Origin of the sequence: Streptococcus mitis (assembly GCF_002096855.1) — a bacterium.
Classification (GTDB): Bacteria; Bacillota; Bacilli; order Lactobacillales; family Streptococcaceae; genus Streptococcus; species Streptococcus mitis_Y.
In genome coordinates this window covers 17,438-38,011 of the sequence record NZ_NCVH01000030.1, presented here as the reverse complement: position 1 = coordinate 38,011, position 20,574 = coordinate 17,438, and the positions used below count along the sequence as shown (strand labels likewise).

At 37.9% G+C, this 20,574-nt stretch carries 21 protein-coding genes and 2 pseudogenes; 6 read left to right on the top strand and 17 right to left on the bottom strand.

Annotated features, from left to right (window positions below):
- Positions 1-30 precede the first annotated feature (30 nt).
- The 6 genes from purB to purD form a co-directional block, all read right to left on the bottom strand.
- Complete coding sequence (gene purB, locus B7698_RS04260; RefSeq protein WP_084864747.1) at positions 31-1,326, bottom strand: adenylosuccinate lyase; 1,296 nt, start codon at positions 1,324-1,326, stop codon at positions 31-33.
- A 54-nt stretch (positions 1,327-1,380) separates the two neighbouring features.
- Positions 1,381-1,608, bottom strand: a complete 228-nt coding sequence (locus B7698_RS04255; RefSeq protein WP_084864746.1) for a phosphoribosylaminoimidazole carboxylase — start codon at positions 1,606-1,608, stop codon at positions 1,381-1,383.
- A 70-nt stretch (positions 1,609-1,678) separates the two neighbouring features.
- Positions 1,679-2,944: an FRG domain-containing protein gene (locus B7698_RS04250; protein ID WP_084864745.1), complete on the bottom strand. Its 1,266-nt coding sequence runs from the start codon at positions 2,942-2,944 to the stop codon at positions 1,679-1,681.
- 174 nt (positions 2,945-3,118) lie between these two features.
- A complete protein-coding gene (purK, locus tag B7698_RS04245; RefSeq protein WP_084864744.1) occupies positions 3,119-4,198 on the bottom strand; it encodes a 5-(carboxyamino)imidazole ribonucleotide synthase in 1,080 nt (359 codons plus the stop codon).
- Positions 4,185-4,673, bottom strand: a complete 489-nt coding sequence (gene purE / locus B7698_RS04240; protein ID WP_000805610.1) for a 5-(carboxyamino)imidazole ribonucleotide mutase — start codon at positions 4,671-4,673, stop codon at positions 4,185-4,187. The genes purK and purE overlap by 14 nt, the downstream gene beginning before the upstream one ends.
- A 198-nt stretch (positions 4,674-4,871) precedes the next feature.
- Positions 4,872-6,137, bottom strand: a complete 1,266-nt coding sequence (purD, locus tag B7698_RS04235; RefSeq protein WP_084864743.1) for a phosphoribosylamine--glycine ligase — start codon at positions 6,135-6,137, stop codon at positions 4,872-4,874.
- A 503-nt stretch (positions 6,138-6,640) separates the two neighbouring features.
- Between purD and B7698_RS04230 the strand changes: the two genes are divergently transcribed.
- Entirely contained in the window at positions 6,641-7,444 is an 804-nt protein-coding gene (locus B7698_RS04230; RefSeq protein WP_078238222.1) for a hypothetical protein, read from the top strand.
- Positions 7,445-7,857: 413 nt separating this feature from the next.
- Here the strand turns inward: B7698_RS04230 and B7698_RS04225 are convergent, their stop codons facing one another.
- On the bottom strand, positions 7,858-8,184 hold the full coding sequence (locus tag B7698_RS04225; protein ID WP_033682885.1) for a helix-turn-helix domain-containing protein: 327 nt from the start codon (positions 8,182-8,184) through the stop codon (positions 7,858-7,860).
- A gap of 186 nt (positions 8,185-8,370) precedes the next feature.
- Between B7698_RS04225 and B7698_RS04220 the strand changes: the two genes are divergently transcribed.
- From B7698_RS04220 to B7698_RS04200, 5 genes are read left to right on the top strand one after another with little or no spacing between them, the layout of a single operon-like run.
- Entirely contained in the window at positions 8,371-9,210 is an 840-nt protein-coding gene (locus B7698_RS04220) for an excalibur calcium-binding domain-containing protein (RefSeq protein ID WP_078238223.1), read from the top strand.
- A complete protein-coding gene (locus B7698_RS04215) occupies positions 9,203-9,640 on the top strand; it encodes a DUF6568 family protein (protein ID WP_078238224.1) in 438 nt (145 codons plus the stop codon). Before B7698_RS04220 ends, B7698_RS04215 begins: the two co-directional genes overlap by 8 nt.
- 3 nt (positions 9,641-9,643) lie before the next feature.
- Positions 9,644-10,039, top strand: a complete 396-nt coding sequence (locus tag B7698_RS10350; RefSeq protein ID WP_061759857.1) for a hypothetical protein — start codon at positions 9,644-9,646, stop codon at positions 10,037-10,039.
- Positions 10,040-10,042: 3 nt separating this feature from the next.
- Entirely contained in the window at positions 10,043-10,987 is a 945-nt protein-coding gene (locus tag B7698_RS10345) for a hypothetical protein (protein ID WP_239822586.1), read from the top strand.
- Positions 10,988-10,993: 6 nt separating this feature from the next.
- Entirely contained in the window at positions 10,994-12,073 is a 1,080-nt protein-coding gene (locus tag B7698_RS04200) for a DUF6287 domain-containing protein (protein ID WP_061759855.1), read from the top strand.
- 674 nt (positions 12,074-12,747) lie between these two features.
- Here B7698_RS04200 and B7698_RS04195 read toward each other — a convergent pair.
- The 10 genes and pseudogenes from B7698_RS04195 to purM all read right to left on the bottom strand — a co-directional run bounded on the left by B7698_RS04195 (position 12,748) and on the right by purM (position 20,450).
- Positions 12,748-13,839: an RES family NAD+ phosphorylase gene (locus B7698_RS04195; protein WP_033682881.1), complete on the bottom strand. Its 1,092-nt coding sequence runs from the start codon at positions 13,837-13,839 to the stop codon at positions 12,748-12,750.
- A gap of 3 nt (positions 13,840-13,842) precedes the next feature.
- A complete protein-coding gene (locus B7698_RS04190; protein ID WP_000273872.1) occupies positions 13,843-14,784 on the bottom strand; it encodes a sce7725 family protein in 942 nt (313 codons plus the stop codon).
- A 12-nt stretch (positions 14,785-14,796) separates the two neighbouring features.
- Positions 14,797-15,630, bottom strand: a complete 834-nt coding sequence (locus B7698_RS04185) for a sce7726 family protein (RefSeq protein WP_061759854.1) — start codon at positions 15,628-15,630, stop codon at positions 14,797-14,799.
- A gap of 211 nt (positions 15,631-15,841) precedes the next feature.
- Positions 15,842-17,389 (bottom strand): bifunctional phosphoribosylaminoimidazolecarboxamide formyltransferase/IMP cyclohydrolase, encoded by a 1,548-nt coding sequence (purH, locus tag B7698_RS04180; protein ID WP_061759853.1) that lies wholly within the window; start codon positions 17,387-17,389, stop codon positions 15,842-15,844.
- Positions 17,390-17,413: 24 nt separating this feature from the next.
- Positions 17,414-17,923, bottom strand: coding sequence for a VanZ family protein (locus B7698_RS04175; protein WP_061759852.1), 510 nt, complete (start codon positions 17,921-17,923; stop codon positions 17,414-17,416).
- 83 nt (positions 17,924-18,006) lie between these two features.
- Positions 18,007-18,150, bottom strand: a pseudogene (locus tag B7698_RS04170) (formyltransferase family protein); the annotation flags it as partial.
- A gap of 65 nt (positions 18,151-18,215) precedes the next feature.
- A pseudogene (locus tag B7698_RS04165) lies at positions 18,216-18,369 on the bottom strand (bifunctional phosphoribosylaminoimidazolecarboxamide formyltransferase/IMP cyclohydrolase); the annotation flags it as partial.
- A gap of 1 nt (position 18,370) precedes the next feature.
- Complete coding sequence (locus B7698_RS04160) at positions 18,371-18,835, bottom strand: GNAT family N-acetyltransferase (RefSeq protein WP_031237093.1); 465 nt, start codon at positions 18,833-18,835, stop codon at positions 18,371-18,373.
- A gap of 44 nt (positions 18,836-18,879) precedes the next feature.
- Positions 18,880-19,431, bottom strand: coding sequence for a phosphoribosylglycinamide formyltransferase (purN, locus tag B7698_RS04155; RefSeq protein WP_084864742.1), 552 nt, complete (start codon positions 19,429-19,431; stop codon positions 18,880-18,882).
- A complete protein-coding gene (purM, locus tag B7698_RS04150; RefSeq protein WP_084864741.1) occupies positions 19,428-20,450 on the bottom strand; it encodes a phosphoribosylformylglycinamidine cyclo-ligase in 1,023 nt (340 codons plus the stop codon). The genes purN and purM overlap by 4 nt, the downstream gene beginning before the upstream one ends.
- Positions 20,451-20,574 lie beyond the last annotated feature (124 nt).

Sequence of the window (20,574 nt, the reverse complement as noted above, 5' to 3'; positions counted from 1 at the left end):
AGAGTAATAGAAATTCGATTTTTATTCTAACTATCCTAAACCAAGACGGTCAAAGATATCGTCCACTCGTTTAGTGTAATAAAGAGGGTTGAAGATTTCATCGATTTCTTCTTGTGTGAGTCGTGATGTTACTTCTGGATCTGCTTCAAGAAGTGGTTTGAAATCTACTTGGTTGTCCCAAGAGTAGGCCGTTTTTGGTTGTACCAAGTCATAGGCTTGCTCACGGGTCATTCCTTTTTCAATCAAGGTCAACATAGCACGTTGGCTGAAGATGAGACCGAAAGTTGAGTGCATGTTGCGAATCATATTTTCTGGGAAGACTGTCAAATTCTTGACAATATTTCCAAAACGGTTGAGCATGTAGTCAATCAAAATGGTCGTATCTGGTGTGATGATACGCTCAGCTGATGAGTGAGAGATATCACGTTCGTGCCAAAGGGCTACGTTTTCATAGGCCGTCACCATGTGACCACGGATAACACGCGCAAGACCTGTCATGTTTTCAGAACCGATAGGGTTGCGTTTGTGAGGCATAGCAGAGGAGCCTTTTTGCCCCTTGGCAAAGAATTCTTCTACTTCACGTTGTTCAGATTTTTGAAGACCACGGATCTCCGTTGCCATACGCTCGATGGAAGTCGCGATGCTAGCAAGTACTGCAAAGTACTCAGCGTGAAGGTCACGAGGAAGCACCTGTGTAGAGATTTCTTGAGCACGGATACCAAGTTTGTCGCAGACATACTTTTCAACGAATGGTGGGATGTTGGCAAAGTTTCCAACCGCACCAGAAATCTTACCAGCTTCCACACCAGCAGCTGCATGCTCGAAACGCTCGATGTTGCGCTTCATTTCACTGTACCAAGTCGCTAATTTAAGACCAAAAGTCGTTGGCTCAGCGTGAACCCCATGGGTACGCCCCATCATGATGGTGAACTTGTGCTCTTTAGCCTTGTCAGCGATGATGTTGGTGAAGTTTTCAAGATCCTTGCGGATGATGTCGTTGGCCTGCTTATAGAGGAAACCGTAGGCTGTATCCACCACGTCGGTAGAAGTCAACCCATAGTGTACCCACTTACGCTCTTCACCAAGCGTCTCAGAAACCGCACGCGTGAAAGCCACCACATCGTGGCGCGTCTCCTGCTCAATCTCCAAAATACGGTCAATGTCAAAGTCCGCTTTTTCACGAATCAAAGCCACATCTTCCTTAGGGATTTCCCCCAACTCAGCCCATGCCTCGTCAGCCAAGATTTCCACCTCAAGCCAAGCACGGTATTTATTTTCTTCACTCCAAATGTTCGCCATCTCAGGGCGAGAGTAACGGTTGATCATGTTTAATTTTCCTTTCTTTTGATGTTTCACATCAGTTAGCAACCGGCAATCACTTTATTCAAATTCTTCTTTTCCAATCCACACTGATGGATAGTGATCTAGTGTATTCAAATCCGTATCCAGCGGGACATCATAGATAGCTAAATAGTTTTCAGGAAATTGTGTAACTAGCTCTTCATACTTGGCTTTCACCTTTTCGTGATCGCTACTAGCATACAAGACTTCGACGACTGCTCCAGTCTTCTCTTTTTCGACAAAAGCGTTGACAATGAGTTGAATCATAAGAATTGATCAAGTCCGTAGCCCGTATTCAGTTTTGGTGAATACGTGAGTCCTTGTTCCTTTCTAGTATTTATATTTTATATTTATCAGAAATAGCTCTAGATATATGTTCAATATCTGGATAAATAAATCCCTCATCAATTCCAAATATTCTTAATTGTTCAAGAATTTCTTGTTTTTTTTCTTTTGGAATTACCAATTCATACTCTAACCTAATTGATTGTTGTATTGATTTATCTATTTTTTCCTGCATAATCTCAAAACTTATCCCTCTAGAAGAAATATACCCTGGAATAATAAATGCACCACTTTGATGTTTTATTCTCTCATTTATCTTTGCAGGCTTTACAATATAGCTTTTCTGAATGTCTTCAAAAATTGCAACTGGGAACTTTAAAATTTCATTTCGACCCGAGTTCTGATTTAGTTGCTCCAAAAATGGTGCGAGCAATATCTCTATATTGGATAAAAGATATTTTTGATAATGTTCAATATTTAAATTCTGTTTTCCTTGTTCTCCTAAATAACTTAAATAAGGATCATCTTGTAAAAATGGCTCTAATAATTTTACTATTTGATTTTTTGCTTCGTCTTCCGAAACAGTTATTGTTTCAACTCCTTCCATATTTTTTATATTAAGAGCCTTAAATGGTATTTTAAACACATCTTCTCCAAACTCTTCAATGTTAGCTGATAAAGTCTTACTATTAAACTCCTCTGTTAATTTGTGGACAATATCAGCAATGGTAAAACTCCGTGAGAAAAATCTAGACCTTTCTTCTTCAGGGAATTCCGACATTAGGGCCCTCAGGAACTCTATAAAACCATCTATTTGAGAACGAGGAATAAAATTCAATGCCGTCATTATAGATATCGTATGTCCAAAATATTGTTTTTCATTATCAGTTAATGGTGTATATACATATAATTTACCATCACTTTCCTGATTCCCGCTACAAGCAAAAAATAGACCGACTAGTGCATTCATACTAATATCTAGAATACTTGTAACTGCTCCATAATGTTGAACTTCAACAATCCATTCAAATAATTTAGTTCCAAAAGAAGTTATAGGCCATCCTAATTCCTGAAAAATTTCAAAATAATAATCCTTAGTCCCATCCTCTACCAATATCTTAAACATTGATTTCTCTGGCTCTAGCTCGTTATTTTTTTTCGCAGATCTAAAAATTCCCGGTAGTCTTTTGGGATAACATCCGCTTTCTCCCCTAAAAAATATAGTCTTTTTTGGTCCATCTTGAGTTTTTGTTGAAATTTCATTAATAAATACTGTATATTCTTCTAGAGAATTTATGGGCTTCCCTATCGTTACCATTGTTTCCTCACTTTTAAATTTCGATAAACATTTTGTTATTATATTTCCAATCACCTAAAAATCAATCCCTTTCAGTAGCAGTTGACTGGCTTCTCTTGCTGACTTTATCAGCTATGACAAAGCTAGTCAACCTTGCAGGGGTAAGACAACGGACATTGTAATTAGGGTCCTGTCTTACTCCCCAAACTCCTCCACCTCATCCGGCGCATCACTAAACAAAGTGACATGTCCCATCTTGCGGTTGTGCTTCGCTTCTATTTTACCATACATGTGGAGGTGGGCGCTTGGATTTTCTGCGACATATTTTTCAGCGGCCTCGACATGCTGGCCGAGAACATTGAGCATGACGGCAGGTGCATGTAATTTAATTTCTGGCAATGATGCTCCCAGAACACCTAAAATGTGAGTATCAAACTGGGAGAAGTCGCAGACTTCGATAGAGTAGTGCCCAGAGTTGTGTGGTCGTGGGGCAATCTCGTTGACAATGATGTCGTCAGCCGTCGCAAACATTTCCACGCAAAGAGTTCCAGACAAATTAAGCTGTTCAGCAATTCGCACTGCCATGGTTTTTGCTTTGGCTGCTAGACTTTCTGAAATGCGGGCTGGCACAATGGTTTTTGAAAGAATGTTGTTTCGGTGGATATTTTCCTGAACCGGGAAAGCTGTCACGTCCTTGCCATTTCCTGACACAATGACAGAAATTTCAAGGTCGAAATTGACGAATTCCTCTAAAACGCAGGCTGCTGAGTCAGCTAACGCATAGGCTTCTGCCAAATCTGCTTCTGAGCGAATGACCTTTTGCCCATGCCCATCGTATCCACCTGTCGCAGTCTTAAGGACATAGTTTTTGGACAGGTCGATATCTGCCAAGTCTTGGCTAGAAGTCACAACCTTGTAGGGTGCTACAGTGACTTGAGCCTTGTTTGAGAGAAAATCTTTTTCAAAAATACGATTTTGGGAAATGCGGAGCAGGTCTGTTCCTTGTGGAAGCTGTCCTTCTTTGATAACAGCATCCAAACCATCGGCATCGACATTTTCAAACTCATAGGTGAGGACATCACATCGCTCAGCCAACTGACGGAGGGCATCCACATCGTTATAAGGAGCCACTATGATTTCCGCCACACGAGAGGCCGGGCAATCCGCCGCAGGATCCAGCGCGATAACCTTGTGCCCCATGTAGATAGCAGAAATGGCCATCATCTGACCCAGCTGACCGCCACCGATAATTCCGATTGTTTTAGATGAGCTCATTTGTTGACTCCTCTGCGATTTTTCCTTGTTCTTCTGCGAAATCTGCCAAAGCTGTCGCGATAGCCTGATCCTCTACTGACAAGAGGCGGAGGGCAAATAGAGCCGCATTTGTCGCACCTGCTTCACCGATAGCCATTGTCGCCACAGGCACGCCACCTGGCATCTGTACGATAGAGTAGAGCGAGTCCACACCGCTAAGAGCACGAGACTTGACAGGTACCCCTATAACAGGAAGGGTTGTTTTCGCTGCAACCATACCTGGTAAATGGGCGGCACCACCAGCTCCTGCGATAATGACCTTGATACCACGGCTACGGGCTTCCTCCGCATGTCTAAACATGAGGTCTGGTGTACGGTGAGCGGAAACAACTTTCTTTTCGTAGACTACACCGAAGCGGTCTAGGACTTCGGCTGTTTTTTGCATGGTTGCCCAGTCGGATTTTGAGCCCATGATGATGGAAATTACTGGTTTCATAGTTAATATCCTTTTCTTTTTTGATAATGGTCTTAGGTGGTGGGGACGGAAACAAACCTTCGGTTTCATTCCTAAACTTTGAGCCTAAGGTCTCAAAGCTTCCCCGACCAGAACAGTTTCTGTTCTGGTCTTTTCACCACGGCGACCATTATCTTACTTTGGCTCGCTTTTGCTCGCCATTGACAAATTTAGTATCTGTTAATCTTTTATAGCCTTACTTCCAATATCTGTTCGATAAAAGAGGTCTTCTGTTTTTTGTTGGGAGAGTTCTTGGTAGATGGTTTCTTGGGCTTCTTTAACGGTATCTGCTGTGGTAACTAGCATGTAGACACGTCCACCGTTTGAGAGGAGGTCTTGGCTATTTCTCGCAAATTTAGCCCCTGCATAGTAGGTGATGATATCTCCCTCGGTTTTTGCCGGTAATGCAACACCCTTTTCATATTCTAGCGGGTAACCGTTTGATGCGACAACTACACCAAGCGTCACACCCTTGTCCGTCCAGGTGATGTTTGGCTCCTTGCCATCGAGGATATCCGTAATATTTTGGGCAAAATCAGAGGTCAGACGAGGCAAGATAATCTGAGTTTCTGGATCTCCGAAGCGAGCATTAAACTCGATGACCTTAGGTCCATCAGCTGTCAAGATAAGTCCTGCGTAAAGGATACCCAGATAAGGGCGCCCTTCTTTAATCATGCCATCAAGGACTGGCTTGACAATGGTGTCAACCGCTGTATCAACCACACTCTGTGGTAAGTGTGGAACTGGCGCATAGGCACCCATACCTCCCGTGTTAGGCCCTTTGTCGCCATCGTAGGCACGTTTGTGGTCCTGAGCCGTTGGCATGATGTAGAACTTATCACCATTGACAAAGGCAAAGAGTGAAAATTCCTCTCCTTCAAGGAATTCCTCAATAACCACACGCGCACCTGAGTCACCAAATTTATTGTCCAAAAGCATCTCATGAGCGGCTTCGACCGCTTGCTCGACTGTCTCAGCAACGACGACACCCTTCCCAAGCGCCAAGCCATCCGCCTTGACTACGATAGGCGCACCCTGCTTTTCGATATAGGCCTTAGCTTCCTCGAAATCTGAGAATGTGCCATAGGCTGCTGTCGGAACGCCGTATTTAACCATGATTTCCTTGGCAAAATCCTTAGACCACTCAAGTTCAGCCGCAGCCTTAGTCGGACCAAAGGCTTTGAGACCAGCTGCATGGAAATCATCCACGATACCAGCCGCAAGGGCGTCATCTGGCCCGATAAATGACCAAGCAATATCGTTGGCCTTTGCAAAGTCAATTAACTTAGAATGTTCGGAAATAGAGATATTTACCAATTCCAAACTATCAAGAGTCATCCCATCATTCCCAGGAGCTACAAATACTTTTTCAACGTCTTTTGACTCAAGCAACTTCTTAGCAATCGCATGTTCACGACCACCCGAACCGACAACAAGCAGTTTCATTTCTCAACCTCTTTTGCGAATTATTTAATAATATTATATCACAAACGTTCGTTTTAATCTAATTATATCTACAAGTAGAAAAATACAACATAGAGTAAACTTACTGAAGCTAGTTCATTTTTTAAATCTTTAAACACTTAATGAGGCTGGGACAAAAAAAATTTTGACTTTAGAATAGATTTAGTATAAATTACACTTTGTTATGCTTTATAAATGTTGATTCTGTAGTATTTTTAGAATTTACATATTAAATAAAATAGATTAAACTTTACTCCAAGTGGACAAAAAGGAGTACAAATTTCATGGTGATGAGTTCAGTAGGCAAGTAAGAAGTACCATTTAGGTACTTTTTATTTTACTCTATTCATCTTGTAGATTAAGGTTGTATATTTGCTTTAGTTAAAAATTATTAAAAAACATTAACTAATGTATATATAACTGTGGTATAATTAGGGTAGTGTTTAACAATATTTTAAACATAAATATAAAACAGGAGGCTTTTTATGAATAAAAAGAAAATTGAGAAATTTGCTAACTATTTTATAGGCTTTTTAGTGATATTTTCTCTTTTAGGTTTTTGGTTTGCTCATATAATAGAAAGCAATAGTAAGCAAGAATATGCTAAAGATACGGAACGTGTTACTAAGTTAGTTGAAACACTAGAAAATGACACAGAAAATATTAAACCAAATATAACGCTAGAGGAAGCTTTGAAGCTTGTTTCTGATGATAGTGAATTGTCATCTGTTAAAAAGGAAATTAAACACCTAAAAGATACATATCCAACCGATTATGAGGTAAAATTTGGTAACTTGTCTTACCGTGTAGATGAAGTGGAATTGAAACTTAATAAACAAATCGAAAAGATTAAAGAAGAAAAGGAGAGACAAGAACAAGAAGAACGGGAAAAACAGAAAAAAATGAAAGAGGAAGCAGAAAAAAAATCTAAAGAATCTGAGAAAAAATCTAATGAAGAAAACAGAAAAGTAGATTTAGATGCTTTCTATAATGCAATTCAAGAGGGTGTAGATAAAGTAAATACACAATTAGGAGCAAATATGCTTGAAATGGAAAAAACATCTGTAACACCTGGCATCAGAATCATTCTCACAGAAAATAATGCTTCGTATTCAAATAAAGAACTTAGAGCAATTATCAGTGCGCTAAACAAATCTTTATATAAAATTGCTAAATCCCACGGAGTAAATAGCCCTAGATTCTATTACACACTCAGCGATGAAGAAGTCGCTGTGAATCGTTATATAATGGCTCCTGATGAAGTTAAGTTTTCTGGAATATTAAAGTAGTAAATTGATAAGAATAGTAGAAATTTTTACTTTTGTAATTACAACAATTATTAGGGTTCTTCTAACAGGTTCCCCTATATAAGAGATAACACATTTTTAAGGTAATAGATAAGCACTGGATACTTAGATTCAGTGCTTTCTTTTTTATTTTTATTTTTATTTTTATTTTTTAATCGACTTCTTCAATAAAGAAAAATAATTCTCATTCCTTATCTGAATAATGTAACCTATAATCCTCACAATATACAAAAAGTACAGATAATTTCTAATCGCCCGACCTACAGATTACTATTAAAAATCACTTCGAGAGAGACTCTAATAATTTTAAGCATGATGAAATAGTAATAGATACTAAAGTAACTATATATGGTTGGATAGATTTAGTATAAATTACACTTTAGTACTTTTTATCACTAACTATCTTGGCTTAATTCAAGTATTTCCATCACCTTATGAACAATCATCTTATGCTGTGGGTGTTTCTGAATCTTCAATAATAGTTCCATCATCTCTGTATCTTGTGCCACAGAATAAGGTAAGAAAAAATCACTCAATGGAACTTCCAAAGCATCAACAATCTTCACAAAAGTTTCCAAAGAGATATTTCTGTGGTTATTCTCTATCTGACTGATATAAGGAACACTTAGATTTGTTCTTTCTGCTAATTCTTGCTGTGTAATCTTCTTTGAAACTCGTAAATCTCGTATCTGATTACTTATAGTTTCTAATATATCATCCATTCCTTCACCCTCTATGTTAAATCTACTATCTATCTTATAGATTAAACAATCAGGTTTACATTCTCTATAGTTTAATATTAAACAGAAACATATTCTATTGTTAAAGTTTGTGTGATATAATTATAACTATTAGGAAATATTTATTTTATTTCATTAAGTAAAGTTAATGTCTAGGAGGTCATATATATGATTAAAAAGCTCAAGGAATTGAGCAAAGAACAAAAGATTATAGGTAGTATTGTACTATCGCTTATCCTCGTTTTGTTCTTCACACTATTAACTAGCGGTAGCACTAAACACTCACAAGTTCAAACTAAGGCTAGTGATTCTGTCAAACAGTCTTCACAAGTTAAACAGTCTAGTTCATCTTCCTCTACTTCATCATCTAGTAGTGAAACTAGCTCTAAAATAGAGAAATGGTCTCCAACTGGACATATAGCCGTAGATGCTTATCTAAATACACCACAAATTAAAATCATACTGCGAGCTAAAGCACTGAGAGAGGTAGCACACAAACTCTCTAACACAGATAAACTCTACGAAGTTGAAGCTGAGGTAATTGGGATTGAAGAAAAAGATGAATACCGTGAGTACAACATAACAGGTAAGAAGCTTCTTATCCGTACACCTGAATCACTAGCTGTGAAAATGAATGAACTTATGGTCTATACAGGAAATACAGTATCTTTAGAAAAATATGATTCAATCGATAAAGGCTCGTTAGTAATCAGTGAAGTGAGAAAAACAGAAAAAGCACAAGAAGAGGAAAAAGCAAGTATTGAAGCCTCCAAATCAAAAGAGGAGGAAAGGAAAGCATCTTCACGAGAAAAAGAGCAAGAACAAGCTTCATCTCACACCACAACCACTCCTACACAATCGTCTACATCTGCTCCACAATCAAATTTAAGACCGTTCAAAAACTGTAAGGAAGCACGAAAAGCAGGACGTGTAAACATACCTGCTAGTGACCCACAATATGGTCCATGGCTAGATAGAGACAAAGACGGATACGGATGTGATGAATAGTAAAAAAGTTCTTATTCTACTGTCACTACTACTTATTATAATTGTCACATTCACAGCATACTTAACCACTCGGCCACAAACAGACTACCAGATAGCTATAAACAGACTCCAAAAGATAAGTTTAGAGGCTGTAGAACAGAAAATACAACATCAAGAAAGCTTTTACCTATATACAGGGAGAGAAAGTTGTCCATATTGTCAAGAATTTGCTCCAAAGCTAGCAAAAGCAGTAGATAAAACTGAGACAACTGTGTATTACTTAGATAGTGAGCATATAGATAAGACAAGTTGGAATAACTTTAAAACAACTGTAGGATTCAAAACAATCCCCAATCTCACTTGCTTCACAAATGGTACAGTATATGACATATTACCGAAAGCAAGTCAAGCTAATGTTGAAGTGATTGAATCATTTATAAGAAAGGAATAAATAATGAATACATACAAAATACTTAAGGACAATATTGAAACAATATATCTAGGTAAGGCTGATGGTAGCCTTCTAGAGATAGAAAGAAAATACTTTGACTTCCTTCCAGAGGTCGGAGAAGAGGTTGAAGTTTTTGGTACTGATGGAAACTACATCATTACTAGAAAACTCATAATAAATTCAGATACTCCCGATAACACTAAAACGTTGAAAATATGGGGATGGATTTGCACAGCAACCTCTCTGCTCTTCTTTCCTTTTATTTTTGGAGTAATAGGTATTGTCTTGGGATATCTCATCAGAAGCAGAGGGGATAAAGAACAAGGAACTGTTATAATGATTTGTGCAACTGGTGCTATGATTTTTGGAATGTGGCTAGGAGCCATTGTATGGGGGTAAGTAATGAATAAAGGAAAAATTATTAAAATAGCTGAAGATACTGCTTATATAGGTTATGAAGATGGAAGTTTAAAGGAAATTCCTATTGAATCTTGTGACTTTGAACCTGCCATAGGTGATTATGTCGAGGTTTATGGTGATATTGTTATAAAAATTGATAGTAAAAATAAAATTAGCAAAGTAAAAAAAAGTATTTCTGAAAGACTATCATTAGTCGCACATATAAATCTTGTTTTAGTAATAATTATAGCTATTATCACTGCAATTTGTTCTATATATCTAGGCTATCAGGAAACCATAGCCCTAGTTGTACTTGAGTCGACTATAATGTGCTTATTAAATCTTGTATTTCTAATAATTTCGTCTATTAAAAAAAGTAAAGTAAATAAGGACATTTCTTTCAAATGTTTTATTATCGCTCTTATATGTGTGATTTTGTCATTTATGGCATTTGGTTTTGTAGAAAAATTTACAGAAAAGACACAAACGACAGTTTCAAGAAATACTACATCACAAAATAGCTCTAGCTCTTCAACAACAAGTAGCTCTACTACACCTTCATCATCTAAAGAGAGTAGCCCTAGTTCCTCATCCTCAGTACCATCAAAACCTAAGGTTACTGTAGACAACGATAAAGCAAATTATAGTGGAGTAGATTATAATAGTTGGAATCATGATGAAATAGCCGTAGATACTAAAGTAAGAGTATATGGTAAAGTTTTACAAGCGATGGAAAATGGGAAAGCCTATACACTGCGTGTAGCTATAAATGATGACTATGATAAAATTATCTTAGTCTCTATTCCTTCTGAATACAACAATAGAGTTATAGCCGAAGATGACCATATAACATTGTACGGACTAGTAAAAGGAAGACAAAGTTATGAAACGGTTTTTAAAGCCACAAAAACTCTACCTCTTATGGTTGCCTATATGTACGAAAACTAATACTAAATGAAAAATAAAATCCATAACCAAATTATTCACGTTTCAGATACACATGTTATCATTCTACTCCACACAAATGAGACTCTAAATGTTCCTATCAATGAGTTAACTTTTCACCCTAAAGTAAACGATATTGTTGAAGTTTATCAAAATCAGAATCACGTAGTAGTTTGTCCTCTACCACAGAGCAACAAGCTTTGGATTCTTATAACCTCAATTACACTTCTAATTCTTATCGTTATAGGAACTACTTTTTTACTCTTTAGACAGCCAGATAGGAATATAGAAACAGTAGATAGTCAATCTTCACAACAAACCTCCTCTACTACTTCTAGTTCCTCTGCATCATCCAGCTCTTCTTCCAGCACATCTACTACAAGCTCTAGCTCAACTAAAGATAATATAATAGATACGACAGCCGAAGAGCTTAGAGACATGGAGAATGATGGTAGGTTAAAAACTGGTCAACTATACCGCTTCACAGCAGAACTAACACGCCAAAAGTTTTGGGAAGCATACGTAGGACACTTTAAAGCTCTAAATACATACCATACTATTTGGGTAAAAGCTAGTAATGCTCCTATGACTGGTGTACAAGTACAAATTAAGAAATCTATGATTGAGGGATGGAAAGAAGGAGCGACCGTTACTTTCACAGTCAAAATCATGGAAGACTCTGAAAAATTTCAATTCTGGGTTACTACTGATGCCACACTTATCACGACTCCCACAGAAGAAAAGCACACAGAAACTGAGCCACTAAAACTTGACTCACAGGCTATTTTACAAGGAGACTACTCAAGTATAGCTGGTACGTGGAGAAACGGATTTGGAGAAGAAATAGCATTTGATAAAAGTGGTTTAGTAAATGGTGAAATAATTACAATTCCAACGATTGGGAACCAAGGTGTCATCAGTTTTAGTATGAGATTAGATTCGGTAAAAGGTGGTATCATGATTTACCCGCCTAAATCTACTGTCATTACTAGGAGTGGTGACAGTTCGGATAAAAACCAAATTAGAATTATGGTCATAAAAGATGCGCCCCGCTCTAGTAAAGAAGCTTACTATTACGTAGGTAAATAAATCGTTCTTACTTACAGTAGTAACCTGTAAGCACTTGATTATATAACGTATACAAAATCCCTGCAATTACTCATTGCAGGGATTTTGTATATCCGTTACATCACATGAATCTCTTTCAGACAATTCCACATTACTAACATATTTTTGATATAGAGAGTTAATCGCTGAATAGCTAAATTCACATACATTCATTCCTATTCTATTTTTTAATCGACCCTTAGAAATCCCATTATCACGCGCATTATTAATCACAAACACAAATAGATAAATTGATACAATTGTACAGTAAAAACTGATAGCTGAATCAAGTCAACACTACAAAAACATGAAATCCTATAATGTAAAACATCTTTAAATAGCTATTTTCATTCTCTAATTTATCTCATAAGCATACGCCTTTATGCCGTGAAAGCAAATTGACAGTAAGTAGGCACAAAGTATTCTAAGAACGTCTCAGACGAAAGGCTTTAGTTTTTCGGATGGACAGTTCATTTGTTGTAGGAATTCTATACGATAAATTCTTAGACTTGGTAAATGAAATAAAAAAGCGAACAAGAAAAAAATTCTGATTGTCAGAAAACTATCTTTGTTCGCTTTTTATATTTAAGGCTAGACTTTTGTCCCAAGCTCATTAAGTGCGGAATATCTCTAAAGTATGTAGCCATGTTTTATATCTACCAGACATAGGAAATCTGATTTATTCGTTTCATTTTTATATCAATTACATCAAAACACTCTGGTGTGAATATAGCTAAATTGAAACCTTCTAGATTCATAACACTACGGAATTCAATTCCTTGAAAGGCATATTGTTCAGGATATTCTTCTGAGACTATAGATCTGACAAAATCAGCTATATATTGAGTTGGGAGATAATCTAAAACATCATCAGACTTTCTCATTACTCTCCCCATCTCATAATCAATTTGTTTTAGATGCTTTTTATTAATTGCCAACTCAGCAATGTCATCAATAATCCCATCTTGAAAGGGACTAATTTCATTGATTTTTTTAAAATCAATAACTGTTATAGGAGACTTTAATTCAAAAGTTCCAATGCAGACATGGTCATATAAACCTGTTCTAGTTTCATGTAATGCTGTTTTTTCTGTATCACCCAAATATAACGTCACAATCCCTCTTGCATTCGCTCTTCCATCAGCAGATTTACCTTTAGGGGGTGCACCTATTTCTTTCGGCTCAAATTGTTTTCCATCTTTTGCAATTCTACATCTAAAGAATTGTTCTCCTCCTGAATAAGTCTTTTGGATAGCTTCACAATACTTTGCTAAAATACCTTTATTAATCTGGTTAGAATGAAAACGATTATTATATTTAATATCTTCAACAAAACATTCCCAACCCTTACTGAATAACGAATGCTCCTGTAAATAGATAGGATCATACATTTTATCTACTCCAACAGGTGAGTTTAACAAGTTTGGAATTTCTTCAAACAGTTCTTTACAAATTTCTGAAAGCATTTGATAAACCTTATACTCATCATTAGTAGTAAATATGTTCCAATTTGTTGCTACTTCAGTTTTTAATAGCGTCTCTTGACCAGATTGGAAATTTTCTATTTTTTCTATTGGAGAAAAAATAGAAATAAATGAACTAAAATAATCAATTAAATAATTATCTTTCTGCGTATCATAAACAAAGTCATTCGCGTTATTACATAAATCACAGCTAGACTGTCTTCTAGCTATGACTACTTGAGATTTAAGAATTTCATCTGCAAAGCATTTTTGACAAAACTTCATTAACTATCTGTCTCCATTTATTTGATCAAGATATTTACCAACCAATTCAATATGATGCATCATGGTTAATTTTTTAATGGTGCCAAGCCCTGGATATGTTTTGGTATCGGACAATCGTTGAAACTCTTTGATCGCCATTGTCTGTGATATTTTACCTTCTTCAATAGCATTGATTAACTTTTCGAGAGCCTCCTCAAACTTACCCGCTTGGTTTCTCTGCTTTTCATTTGTATTAGATACAAAATGATGAATTCTTAAATCTTGTTTTTCGTTAAAATAAACGATATGAATAGCTATAGCAGTGGGGGCAAATCCTGAATCACTGTAGCTCTCGCCAACAATAGAGTAATCCGAAAACCCCTTATACCCATCCTTTAAAAAATATTTATGATCTTCTGAGAAAAATTCATCTGTTTTTTTAGCATAATCTACATTTCTTGGCGCTTTCTTAAATCTGTCACTAATTTTAACTTTGCTCCCGCTAACCTCTCTGTTTAACTTACTGTCTTCCCCAATAATATTGTAGGCTGTTAGTTCTGTATTATAATTATCTTCGTATCCATTTAAATCATCAGGATCTTTACATATTGTGATTTGCTTACTCATGTCATCATTCTGCTTGAAATTATCAGCTTTTTGATAATCTGTGCTCATCAGTGAGGCAAAGTACAAATGCTCACTCTGCTCAATCACTTTGTCTAAGCGGCTTGCTCGATTTTTTTCGTTTTTGCTGTATTCCTCATTAAAGAACCCTACTGCTGGATTCATGATGAGGGCACACGGTTGCTTCTTCGTTGCAAATGCTTCCAAAGTACTGACCAGAGTTGGGGATAATCTCACTGGTTCAATAATTGGAATAACATTGTTGCTTAACTTATTATTTTCTAATAACTCTCTGAGCGCTATTAATTCATATTGCCGACCTCTTAGGTATGGAAAATACATACTTTGCTCCTCCTATTTTTGTAAAAATTGTGCAAGTGCATCATAATCCTTTGGTTTAAAGTTCATGAAATACACCAAAAACTTGAGTTCATATGGGACCGCCGCAAACAATTCTTTATTGATTGGATTTCTTTTTTTCAGTTCAATTAAAAAATCTGAATAAAATTGTTCTAGTCGAATATCTTCAGTTAGTTGCCTACAAACATCGTAATAATCGAATTGAGAGACCTGAGGTAAAGAACCAAAATGCTTCTCAATAATACTTTCATATTCGCGTTTCCGAAGAATACTGAAAATGACATCTCTATCTAAATCATTATTGTATTCCTTGGGTTCCATCACTGTTTTAATTTTTACGTTTTTTTGTAAAATATATAAACCAATAGGTTTATTAATCTCATCAATTTTTCTTTTCGCCATTTCTATGTTCTTTTCGTATGTCAAAATGGCAACATGGTTAAAAGCTTTATAATATTCATTGATTTGGTTTTCAAGTCTGTCAAAATTGTCTAATTCTGTTTTTATTTCATACACAACCGCCTTTCCGTTGATTAAAATAAAATCTGGTTTTGCTCGACCGACAGGTATCTCTGTTAAAGCTGTTGTAGTATTGACACTATGTATTCCTAATAAACGTTTATTTAAAAGAGTATTCTTATAGAAGTATTCGTTCCGATACGACCGAGATAGTTTATTATAAACATTTTGAATAGTGGACAAATTATTTTCTAATTTATAATGTTGCGAAACACGCTCAAAAACTGAATCTTTTTTATTTTGTACGAGATTTTTGATAGTATTTCTGGAAAAAAATCTATTTATTAAATAATTTTTTTTAATTTCCAAATCAATCCCCTCCTTGATTGCGCTCTGCTAACATCATTATATCAAAAATATTTACTTCTAACATAGTTTATCATAACTTTATTTATTACCTTGCTGATAAAATTATGATGTTTTCTAATTTACAAATAAATTCGCTTCTCGTAATTTTTTTATTAATCTATTATTTCATTTCAAAAAAAGGAAAGAAACTGTTTTCTTCCCTTTAACGTTCTTAATGTCTAAAATGTCTCACTCCTGTGAAGACCATAGTCAAGCCATATTTGTCAGCGGCTTCGATAGACTCTTGGTCACGGACCGATCCACCGGGCTGGATGATAGCCTTGATACCTGCTTTGGCGATTTCTTCCACGTTATCCGCAAATGGGAAGAAGGCATCAGAAGCAAGGACAGCGCCGTCAAGACGGTCTTTAGCTTGGTCAATGGCAATACGAACGGAGGCCACACGGTTGGTTTGACCTGGGCCAACGCCAAGTGTCATGTGGTCATTAGTCACGATGATACCGTTTGATTTGACGTATTTAATAGCTTTCCAAGCAAACTCAAGAGCTGTCGCTTCTGTCTCAGTTGGCTGACGTTTGGTCACCACTTGCCAGTTAGCCGGGCTTTCTTTCACCACGTCTTGATTTTGCACAAGAAGTCCACCAACTACACCTGTGTATTCTGCTTCCACTTTGCTAGCCTCTTGAGCATCAAATGGCAAGGCAAGGATACGCAAGTTTTTCTTTTTATTGGTCAAAATGGCTAGCGCTTCATCCGTATAGCTTGGTGCAATGATGATTTCAAGGAATACACCATGCATCTTCTCAGCTGTCGTAGCATCCACCTCACGGTTGAGAACGACAATCCCACCAAAGATAGAAACTGGATCAGACTCATAAGCATAGTCCCAAGCAGTCTCGATGTCATCAGCCTGACCGATTCCACATGGGTTCATGTGTTTGAGAGCCACAACGGTTGGACGGTCTTTAAAATCACGGATGATACGAATGGCCGCATCAGCGTCACGGATATTATTGAATGACAATTCTTTCCCATTGAGCTGTTTCGCTGAAGCAATCGAGTAGTCTGTCGGCAAAGCTTTCTGGTAGAAGTCCGCATCCTGCTGAGGATTTTCCCCATAGCGCATGGCTTGCTTGAGATCATAAGTCAAAGTGAGCTTTTCAGGTTTGCTTTCACCCACTTGAGCTGTAAAATACTCTGCAATCAAGGCATCATAAGCCGCTGTGTGACGGAAAACCTTGGCTGCCAGACGTTGACGGGTTTCGTAAGTGGTTTCGCCGTTGACTGACAATTCGTCAAGAACTACAGCATAATCCTCTGGGTCTACCACAACTGTTACGCCGGTATGATTCTTCGCTGCTGAGCGAAGCATAGATGGCCCACCGATATCGATGTTCTCAACCGCATCAGCGTACGTCACATCTGGTTTGAGAATCGTTTCCTTGAAAGGATAGAGGTTGACCACAACAAGGTCGATAAGCTCAATTTGATTATCCTTGGCTGCTTGAAGGTGACTATCCAAGTCACGACGAGCCAAGAGTCCACCATGGATATTTGGATGGAGGGTCTTAACACGACCGTCCATCATTTCTGGAAAACCAGTCACATCATCGATGGCAATGGTGTTCACCCCAGCATTATCAAGGGCAACCTTGGTCCCACCTGTCGAGATAATATCCCAACCAAGTTTTTTGAGTTCTTGGGCAAATTCAACAATGCCCGCTTTATCTGAGACGCTGATTAAGGCGCGTTTAGTCATTATATTCTCCTTTTTAATCATTAGTTAAACACCAATTAAATGCAGTAACAGTAAAACAAGATAAGCAAAACCAAGGCTAAGCATACCTAAGATATTGACCCATTTTCTAGTCTGTGATTTGAACACTCTTATAAAAATTTGATAAATCAGTAAGCCTACACAAACACCTAGCGTATTTAAAGTCAAATCCGTGATATCTGTTATACCTATTGCTAAAATATACTGTAAGCACTCAAACAATAGACTAATCAAGAAACCTGTCCCGACTATTTTTAAACTAGATGAATTAGTTTTTATCAGAGGGAAACAAACACCTAATGGAATAAAGGAAATCAGATTAAATAACATTTCAGCAAAAACAATTTTTCCATCTACTATTAGTGGTTCTGAAAATGGAATCCAATTGATGTACCTTGGAGCTAAGAAAAATGCTATAAATTCAGGATTGGTCTCAAACTTAAATAAGATTCCCCAAGTTAATAACATCAGATAGACATAAAATACATATCGAGTTGTTTTTTTAGATTCTAACATTACAAATACCTCCGTTTGAAGCCGTCTTCAACAATCATTGACTCCAATTTTAAATCAAAGATATCATATGAATCATCAAAAAGTCAATCTGTAAATAGAGCCTTCACTACTTCTGGATACAACTTATACTCTGCCTCATGAATCCGATCTTCAAAACTGTCAATCGTATCATCAGCTAACCGTGGCACACGAACTTGTTTGATAACCTTGCCTGTATCCACACCCGATGCCTCCGTTTGAAGCCGTCTTCAACAATCACTGACTCCAATTTTGAATCAAAGATATCATATGAATCATCAATGGCAATGGTGCTCACCCCAGCATTATCAAGGGCAACCTTGGTTCCACCTGTTGAGATGATGTCCCAACCGAGTTTTTTTAAGTTCTTGGGCAAATTCAACAATGCCCGCTTTGTTTGAGACACTGATTAATGCTTTTTTCGTCATTCTATTCCTCTTTCTTTAGGTCCAAGCGCATAGCGACTTCATTATTTTCTTCTATAAATCCTGTTTCTTGAAAACCCAAACTAGTCAACAGGTGCTTCATTTTTTCATTTCCAACCACATAATCTGCGATAATATGATTGCAAGTGCTATCCATCTGAGCCTTTTTGATCAGAACTTCCACAGCTTTTCGTCCATAACCTCTTCCTTGGTACTGTTGGCCAATCATTATCCGCCAGATAAAGTATTCCGCTTCATCCTTGTCTATTTCCAGCAGGAGAAAGCCAACCACTTGCTTATCCCAATAGATCGCCATCGGAAACACATCTTCGTTTTTCCGGTAGAGCCATGCATCAGCTAAAGAGCGTACATTTGGAGCCACGAAACGTGCTCGTTTATCAGCTTCAGATATTTTCAAATCCAGCACTGCCTGAAAACTGCTCTCATCTACTAATTTCAGTTCAATCATTTTTTCTCCCAGCAAGATTGCGCAATCAAAACTTGACTTCGATCTTATTTTCGTGCAACTCCCAAGCTATCCAGAACCTCTGGATACAACTTGTACTCTGCCTCATGAATCCGAGTTTCAAAACTTTCAATCGTATCATCAGCTAGTCGCGGTACACGTACTTGTTTGATGACCTTTCCTGTATCCACACCTGAGTCCACCCAGTGAATGGTAACACCACTCTCAGCAACACCTGCATTCCAAGCATCCTCAATCCCATGAGCTCCTGGAAATTCTGGCAGGTAGGCTGGATGGATATTGATGATTCGACCTTCATAAGCTGCCAATAAGGTTGGCCCAACGATTTTCATGTAGCCTGCTAGACAAACCAGGTCAATCTGGTGTTCTTCCAAGAGTTCGACAAGGGCCGCTTCGTAGTCTGCCTTGCTCTCAAACTCCTTGAGTTCAAAAGCATAGGACAGAGCGCCGAGCTTGTCTGCACGTTCGAGCACATAGGCGTCACGATGGTCTGAAAAGACAAACTCTACTGGAAATTGTTCCGCTATCACCTGAAAATTTGAGCCATTACCAGAGGCAAAAACCGCTATTTTTTTCATTTGATGATGACACTTTCGTTTTCTTTCTTGACGATACGACCAATTTCATAGACTGGTTCATCCAACAATTCCTTGACACGACTTACATTTTCAGAGCTAACTGCTAGCATAAGTCCCACACCCATATTGAAGATTTCAAACATTTCTTCATGCTTGATTTCACCGTATTTTTCAAGGGCTTTGAAAATCGGAAGCACGGGAAGCTTGTCTTCTTCAATCTCAGCAGCCAAGTCAGCTGCAAACATACGAGGGACATTTTCGATAAAGCCACCACCAGTGATGTGGGCAATGCCGTTGACCAACCCTTCCTTGATGAGTGGCAAAACAGCCTTGACATAGATACGAGTTGGCTCAAGAAGAACTTCCTTGAGTTGCTTGCCTTCCAATTCTGGTAGGACTTCCTCACCTGTGTAATCCGCAAAGACACGACGGACGAGAGAGTAACCATTGGAATGAATCCCACTTGAAGCAAGTCCGAGAAGAATATCTCCTTCTGCCACCTTTGAACCGTCAATGATTTGAGATTTTTCAGCCACACCGACCGCAAAACCAGCCAAATCATAGTCATCTGCGCCATACATGCCCGGCATTTCAGCCGTTTCCCCACCGATGAGGGCAGCACCTGCCTGCACACAACCTTCTGCCACACCAGCAACCACTTGTTCTAGTTTAGCTGGTTCATTCTTCCCTGTCGCCACATAGTCCAGGAAATAGAGGGGCTCCGCACCTGCAGCGATGATATCATTGACACACATAGCTACACAATCCTGCCCAATCGTGTCATGCTTGTCGTACTTGATAGCCAGCATGAGCTTGGTTCCGACACCGTCAGTTCCTGAGATCAAGACAGGTTCTTTAACCCCAGTCTTTGAAAGGTCAAACATACCACCAAAGCCACCAAGAGCTCCCATGACACCTGCACGCTCCGTACGAGCCACGTGCTTTTTGATCCGCTCAACAACTTCATAACCCGCTTCAACATCGACACCCGACTGGGCGTACGCATTTTTATTTGTCATTTTTATATTCCTTTTCTTTGAGAAGATTGCGACGTATTTTTAGATAAACAATTATTTTATCTAAAAATACTAGTCAGGGCTCTAGCTTTGGCCTCATAGGGCAAAGCGTCTACTGACAAATGCT

Bases quoted from the DNA above. Each gene is read 5' to 3' on its own strand.
- purB (WP_084864747.1), bottom strand. From the start codon at position 1,326: ATGATCAACCGTTACTCTCGCCCTGAGATGGCGAACATTTGGAGTGAA.
- B7698_RS04255 (WP_084864746.1), bottom strand. From the start codon at position 1,608: ATGATTCAACTCATTGTCAACGCTTTTGTCGAAAAAGAGAAGACTGGA.
- B7698_RS04250 (WP_084864745.1), bottom strand. From the start codon at position 2,944: ATGGTAACGATAGGGAAGCCCATAAATTCTCTAGAAGAATATACAGTA.
- purK (WP_084864744.1), bottom strand. From the start codon at position 4,198: ATGAGCTCATCTAAAACAATCGGAATTATCGGTGGCGGTCAGCTGGGT.
- purE (WP_000805610.1), bottom strand. From the start codon at position 4,673: ATGAAACCAGTAATTTCCATCATCATGGGCTCAAAATCCGACTGGGCA.
- purD (WP_084864743.1), bottom strand. From the start codon at position 6,137: ATGAAACTGCTTGTTGTCGGTTCGGGTGGTCGTGAACATGCGATTGCT.
- B7698_RS04230 (WP_078238222.1), top strand. From the start codon at position 6,641: ATGAATAAAAAGAAAATTGAGAAATTTGCTAACTATTTTATAGGCTTT.
- B7698_RS04225 (WP_033682885.1), bottom strand. From the start codon at position 8,184: ATGGATGATATATTAGAAACTATAAGTAATCAGATACGAGATTTACGA.
- B7698_RS04220 (WP_078238223.1), top strand. From the start codon at position 8,371: ATGATTAAAAAGCTCAAGGAATTGAGCAAAGAACAAAAGATTATAGGT.
- B7698_RS04215 (WP_078238224.1), top strand. From the start codon at position 9,203: ATGAATAGTAAAAAAGTTCTTATTCTACTGTCACTACTACTTATTATA.
- B7698_RS10350 (WP_061759857.1), top strand. From the start codon at position 9,644: ATGAATACATACAAAATACTTAAGGACAATATTGAAACAATATATCTA.
- B7698_RS10345 (WP_239822586.1), top strand. From the start codon at position 10,043: ATGAATAAAGGAAAAATTATTAAAATAGCTGAAGATACTGCTTATATA.
- B7698_RS04200 (WP_061759855.1), top strand. From the start codon at position 10,994: ATGAAAAATAAAATCCATAACCAAATTATTCACGTTTCAGATACACAT.
- B7698_RS04195 (WP_033682881.1), bottom strand. From the start codon at position 13,839: ATGAAGTTTTGTCAAAAATGCTTTGCAGATGAAATTCTTAAATCTCAA.
- B7698_RS04190 (WP_000273872.1), bottom strand. From the start codon at position 14,784: ATGTATTTTCCATACCTAAGAGGTCGGCAATATGAATTAATAGCGCTC.
- purH (WP_061759853.1), bottom strand. From the start codon at position 17,389: ATGACTAAACGCGCCTTAATCAGCGTCTCAGATAAAGCGGGCATTGTT.
- B7698_RS04175 (WP_061759852.1), bottom strand. From the start codon at position 17,923: ATGTTAGAATCTAAAAAAACAACTCGATATGTATTTTATGTCTATCTG.
- B7698_RS04160 (WP_031237093.1), bottom strand. From the start codon at position 18,835: ATGATTGAACTGAAATTAGTAGATGAGAGCAGTTTTCAGGCAGTGCTG.
- purN (WP_084864742.1), bottom strand. From the start codon at position 19,431: ATGAAAAAAATAGCGGTTTTTGCCTCTGGTAATGGCTCAAATTTTCAG.
- purM (WP_084864741.1), bottom strand. From the start codon at position 20,450: ATGACAAATAAAAATGCGTACGCCCAGTCGGGTGTCGATGTTGAAGCG.